This is a genomic window from Actinomycetota bacterium (genome assembly GCA_030774015.1).
In the GTDB taxonomy this organism is placed as follows: Bacteria; Actinomycetota; UBA4738; order UBA4738; family JACQTL01; genus JALYLZ01.
On record JALYLZ010000061.1, the window covers coordinates 1 to 5,300 of the forward strand.

Below are 5,300 nucleotides of genomic sequence, written 5' to 3' on the forward strand. Positions count from 1 at the left end.
GGGTGGCGGGTGGCGGAGGCCCGGGCGGCACGGGCGGCACGGCGCCGGGCGGCGGCCGGGGTCAGCTCCGCCAGGGCTCGGGCCACGGCCGCGGGGTCGCCTTCCGGCACGATGACGCCGGCGCCCCCGGCGACCATGCGTTCGAGGGACCCGCTTCCCGTGGCCACCACGGGAACGCCCGCCGTCATGGCCTCGAGCGCAGCGATGCCGAATCCTTCGGCTCCGGGACGCCGGGCGTCCGACTTCGTCAGGACGGCCAGCGCGTCGAAGGCGGCCAGGTACCGGCCGGCTCCGTCCACCGGACCGGCGAACACGACTCGATCGGCCACGCCGGAAGACGCGGCCACGGTTCGCAGGCGGTCGGTCTCGCCGGGCGTGGCGTAGTCGTCCCCGCCCGCCACCACCAGCCGCCAGGCCTCCGCCCCCTCCCGGGCCAGGGCCGCGATGGCGTCGTCGACGCCCTTGTACGGGATGAGGCGGGTGGCCATCGCCAGGGTGGGACCGTCGTCCAGCTCGACCCCCCGACCGGCCCAGAACCGCCGGGCCGCGGCACGGGCCACCGGCCGCTCCGGCCGGGGCGGCGTGATGACCACGGCGTCCGAGCGCCCGGTGGCCCGGCCGACCTCCGGCGAGATCGCCACCACCCGGTCGGCCAGCCGGCCCAGGGGCCGGGCCAGGCTCCGGTCCAGGGAATGATCGGGGCGGGCCCACACGGCCGGAACGCCCGCCAGGCGGGCGGCGGGAACCGCGACGGCGGCGCCCTTCACCCCCAGGGCCAGCACGACCTCGGGCCGGCGCTGGCGGATCTCCGGCCGGAGCCGCCGGATGGCGGCCCCCATGCCCAGGGCCGTCCGCCCCGTGGGCATGACCGTGGCGTCGATCCCCCGCCGGGCCAGCTCCTCCCGGAGCGGCCCCTCCGCCAGCACCACCGCGGAGAGGTCCAACCGGTCCGTCGCCTCCACCACGCGGAGCAGCCAGATCTCCGCGCCACCCAGCACACCGAACGGGAACACCAGCAGGACTCGCAGGGGCGGTGTCCGGCGCCGGAGCGCCTCTGGGGCTCCGCTCACGCCGGCTCCTCCTGGTCCAGCAGCCGGCCGGCGGCCAGCAGCATCCCGGCGAGCGCCCACATCAGCAGGAAGAGCACGGCGTTTCGGAGGATGAAGTCCACCACGCCGTGCCCGATCTGCGTGGCCAGGGCGGCGGCGATCCCGGCCAGGACGGCCCGGTCCAGCGGGTCGGGGAACCCGCGGACCACCCGGCGGGCCAGCAGGGCCAGGGCGAGGGTGAGCCCGATCAGGGCCAGCGCTCCCGGGATGCCCACCTCGGCCGCCACGGTGAGCAGCACGTCGTGGGCGTGGTCGATGGGCTCGGGCAGCCGGTTGTCGAGCTCCGTGGCCACCGGGAAGTTCCCGGGGCCGATGCCGGTCCAGGGATGCTCCTGGATCAGCAGCTCGGCCTCGTGCCAGATCTGGGGCCGGATGTCGTACGGGTTCACGGCGATGGTGGGGTGGGTGAGCGTGCCGATCCGCTGCTCCACCACCTTGACGGCGCCCGGCAGCGGGCTGGCCGGCAGGAACACGGAGACGGCGACCGCGGCCACGATGAGGACGGGGAGCCCCACCGACAGCAGAGCCCGGCGGGCCTGGGGCAGCACGGCAAGCAGCACCGCGGCGGCGAACGCGGTACCCATCCAGGCCCCGCGGGACAGGGACAGGGCGAGCGCGACGAAGTCCACCACCACCGCGACGGCCGCCGCCATCCGCACCCATCCGCTGCGGGCCCCCAGGAGCAGCCCGATGGCGAGCATCATCATGGCCGCGCTGAACGCGCCCAGCTCGTTGGGCTGCGCGAACAGCCCCTGGGCGCGGTTCGTCACCACGGTCCCGCCGAACGACGCCTGGAGGTGCGAGACGCCCTTGAACCCGTAGGCGGCGATGCCGGTCCCCACCGCCAGCAGCACGCCGACCACCCCCCGAAGCTCCCGCATCGAACGGATCGCGGCCGGGATGGCCAGCGCGAACAGGAACCCCACGGCCAGCAGCCCGTCCTGCTTCAGGGCCTCGGTGCCGTCGAGGGCGCCGGGTGTCGCCACGAGCGCCATGGCCACCAGCCCTAGCCCCCACCACATCTGGGGGGCCCACGGAAGGGGCGACGCCGCCGCCGAGATCCGGCGGAGCACGATCAGGCCCACCGCCACCGCGGCCATCGCCTCCACCACCTTGATGTCGAGCGAGCCGACGGGCAGCGCCACGAACCCCACGGGGAAGCTCAGGAACACCGCCGCCACCCCCAGGGCCGGGCGAGCCAGGATGGCCGCGGCACCCAGGAGTGCCACGGGCGCGAGCACCATGACCAGCGGGCCCGCCGACCCGACCCGAGCCCCCAGCCCCGCCAGGACCACGCCGCCGGCGAAGGCGGCCGCCGCGACGGCCAGCCAGCCAAGGCGGATCCGGGGCCGCGACGAGAACGACCGGGGAACGGCGGCTCGGGTCAGGGTTGCCGTGGATCGGGTCACGGTGCTGTTATCGGTGCGTCGGGGCGCCGACTCCACCTGCGGCGCGGGTCCCGAATGTACCGCCTGGCCCGATTCGGTGGATATAGTCACATTCCCGGACCGGACCGTCGCCCGGCTGTTCAGTTGGCCGGTTCCCCGGCCGAACCCCTGGAGTGGGATGACGCGCGCGACCTACCGATTCCTGGACTCCGACCCGCCGTCGGTGTCCCACAGCCTGCTGGCCGTGCAGAACGCCATCGGCGAGCGGGCCAGGTTGTTCGAGCCCGGCCCGTGGCAGAACTCCTGGGTGGGAAGGGGCGAGCGGCACTTCGTGTACGTGGCCGACTCGCCGGCAGGGCGGCGCCGGATCCTGCTGGAGACGGGACGCCTTCAATGGGCGGCCCTCAGCGGTATCAGCGCCCCGGCCGTGGTCGCGGCGGCGCCCGACGGCAGCTGGCTCGCCACCGAGCGGGTCGCCGACGATGTCCCCGCCGGCCCGGCGTACGTCCGGGCGGCGGTTGCCCTGGCCGAGGCCGTCGCCGCCGCGCCGCCGCCTCCTCCGTCTTTCCTGGCCGGAAGCGAGGAGCGCCGGGCCTCCCGGTGGACGCTGCCGGCCCGGCTCGCTCGCCTCGCGGCCAGCCCCATCGACGTGCGCGAGTTCGTGGCCGTTCGGCGGCGGGCCCTGACCCTTCCAGCCGATCAGCTGGCCCACGGCGACTACCACCCGGGAAACGTCCTGTTCGACGCGACCTCGGGCCGGGCATTCGTGACCGACATGGAGTTCCTGGGCATGGCCCCGCGGGGAACCGATCTCATGACGCTGTGGTGCGGGCTGGAGCGGTCCGAGGACCGTGACGCCGTGCTCGAGGCCGTGCTGGCGGGGGCCACCGACCCCGAGCGGACCCGGCTGGCCGTGCTGCATCACTGGCTGGCCCTGCGGTCGCTGGCCGACGTCGCGCTGGTCCCCCGCCGGTTTCGCCATCCCGGGACCGATCACCCCGCGCTGCTCGGGCATTCCATGGCCCGGGCCCGGGAGGCCCGAGCCGACGCCGCCGCCTGGACCCGGAGCAGGACGGCCCGCTGATGGCCACCGGACAGCGCGCGGTGCGTGAGCTGGCGGGGCAGGGCGCCCTGGGCGAGCTGGGCGAGCGGCTGGACGACCTCCACGCCGCCTCCGGCGCGCCGATCACCGCCCGGCGTCCCTGGCTCACCACGTGGACCTCGTGCTACCCGGACTTCCAGCCGTGGGCCATCGCCCTGGACGGCGCGGGGCGCCTCGACGCCGTTGCGCTGCTCGGCCGCAAGCGCGTGGGCCGGCGGACCGAGGTCGTCGGCCTCGGCCACGGCCCCAGCGACCAGACCCGGCTCGCCGCCCGGGACGGCGAAGCGGCGGTCGAGCTGGGGCGGGCCGTGGCGGCCGCCGTACGAGCCCTCCCCCGCCCGTGGCGCCTCCGGGTGGAGCAGCTTCCGGTGGACGACCCGGCCGCGGCGACGATCGCGTCGCTGCTCCCGGGCGGAAGGCTGATCCCCGGCGACGGTTCCCCGACCACCCGGTTCGAGCACGGCGGCCGCTCGTTCAACGCCTACGTGGGCCACAACAGCCGGGGCGTGGCCAAGACCATGCGGAACCGCATCAAGCGGGCCGGCATGGATCTCGAGGTCGACCACATCCGGGACCCGGAACGCATCGTTGCGGCCCTGCCCGAGGTGGAGCAGGTGCACCGGGACCGGGACCTCCACCTGGTGCGCCGGAGCGATCTGGACGACGGCCGGATGGCCGCATTCTGGCGGAGCATCATCACCGAGCTGGCCCGCCGCGGGGAGGTCGAGCTGACCACGCTGCGGTTCTCCGGCCGCCTGGCCGGCTACGTGGTCGGGGTCCTGGACGGGACCGCGTACCGATTGTGGGACGGCCGGTTCGACCCCGAGTTCTCCTGGTTCAGCCCGGGCCGCCTGGCCGACCAGTCGGCGCTGGCCGCCGCGCTGGCCGGCGAGCGGTTCGACGAGTTCGACTGGATGCGGGGCGAGGAGGAGTACAAGCTCCGGACCAGCACGGACGTCGTGCCCGCTCAGCACCTCGTGGCGTGGTCCGGGGCCCTGGTCCGGATGCGGGCGGAGTCGCCGCAGGCCACGAAGCAAGCCCTGCGGCGGGTGCGCGACGGGAACCGGGTCCTGACCAGGGCCTGGCGCGCGTACCGGTCCCGGTGGCTCCGGCGCCGGACCGGGAACCGGCCGGCCGGGCCACGGACGTGAGCGCACGGCCGTTGCGGGTCCTCCACGTCGCCCACACCACGGAGCTCGGCCTCCAGACGTCCGCCTACCACGCCCGGATGCAGGCCGGGCGAGGCTGGGACGTGGCGATCGCCTGCTCCACCGACCGCGGCCTCGACACGTGGGCGGGGCGGATCGGCGTCCGGCACATCCCGTGGGAGGCCTCCCGCGAACCGGGGCCCGCCACCGCCGGCGAGGTCGCTCGCCTGGCCCGCATCGTCCGCGCGTTCGATCCCGACCTGGTGCATCTTCACTCCTCGAAGGCGGGCCTGGCCGGCCGGCTGGTCCTTCGGGGGCGCCGGCCCACGGTGTTCCAGCCCCACGCCTGGTCCTTCCACGCCGTTTCCGGACCGGTGGAACGGGCCGCCCTGGCCTGGGAGCGATGGGGCGCGCGATGGGCCCACGCCGTGGTGTGTGTGAGCCGGGCCGAGCGCGACCGGGGCGCGCGGGCCGGCATCCGCGCCCGGTACCGCGTGGTCGCGAGCGCGATCGACGTGGAGTCCCTCCCGGTGGCCACGGAGGAGGCCCGGGC

5 protein-coding genes are annotated in these 5,300 nt (G+C 75.6%); 3 read left to right on the top strand and 2 right to left on the bottom strand.

What is annotated here, in order from left to right; all coding sequences use genetic code 11:
- Together M3Q23_05960 and M3Q23_05965 are read right to left on the bottom strand one after the other, a co-directional pair.
- On the bottom strand, positions 1-1,070 hold a 1,070-nt coding region (locus tag M3Q23_05960), incomplete at its 3' end, for a glycosyltransferase (GenBank protein MDP9341641.1).
- Complete coding sequence (locus M3Q23_05965; GenBank protein ID MDP9341642.1) at positions 1,067-2,518, bottom strand: O-antigen ligase family protein; 1,452 nt, start codon at positions 2,516-2,518, stop codon at positions 1,067-1,069. The genes M3Q23_05965 and M3Q23_05960, both read right to left, overlap by 4 nt.
- Before the next feature lie 157 nt (positions 2,519-2,675).
- Here M3Q23_05965 and M3Q23_05970 point away from each other — a divergent pair, with 157 nt between their 5' ends.
- From M3Q23_05970 to M3Q23_05980, 3 genes are all read left to right on the top strand, one after another.
- Entirely contained in the window at positions 2,676-3,581 is a 906-nt protein-coding gene (locus M3Q23_05970) for an aminoglycoside phosphotransferase family protein (protein MDP9341643.1), read from the top strand.
- Complete coding sequence (locus tag M3Q23_05975; protein ID MDP9341644.1) at positions 3,581-4,750, top strand: GNAT family N-acetyltransferase; 1,170 nt, start codon at positions 3,581-3,583, stop codon at positions 4,748-4,750. The genes M3Q23_05970 and M3Q23_05975 overlap by 1 nt, the downstream gene beginning before the upstream one ends.
- Positions 4,747-5,300 (top strand): glycosyltransferase (locus M3Q23_05980; protein MDP9341645.1); only part of this gene is annotated, 554 nt, incomplete at its 3' end. The genes M3Q23_05975 and M3Q23_05980, both read left to right, overlap by 4 nt.

Excerpts from the sequence above, each read along its gene's own strand:
- M3Q23_05970 (MDP9341643.1), top strand. The coding sequence starts at position 2,676 with ATGACGCGCGCGACCTACCGATTCCTGGACTCCGACCCGCCGTCGGTG.
- M3Q23_05975 (MDP9341644.1), top strand. The coding sequence starts at position 3,581 with ATGGCCACCGGACAGCGCGCGGTGCGTGAGCTGGCGGGGCAGGGCGCC.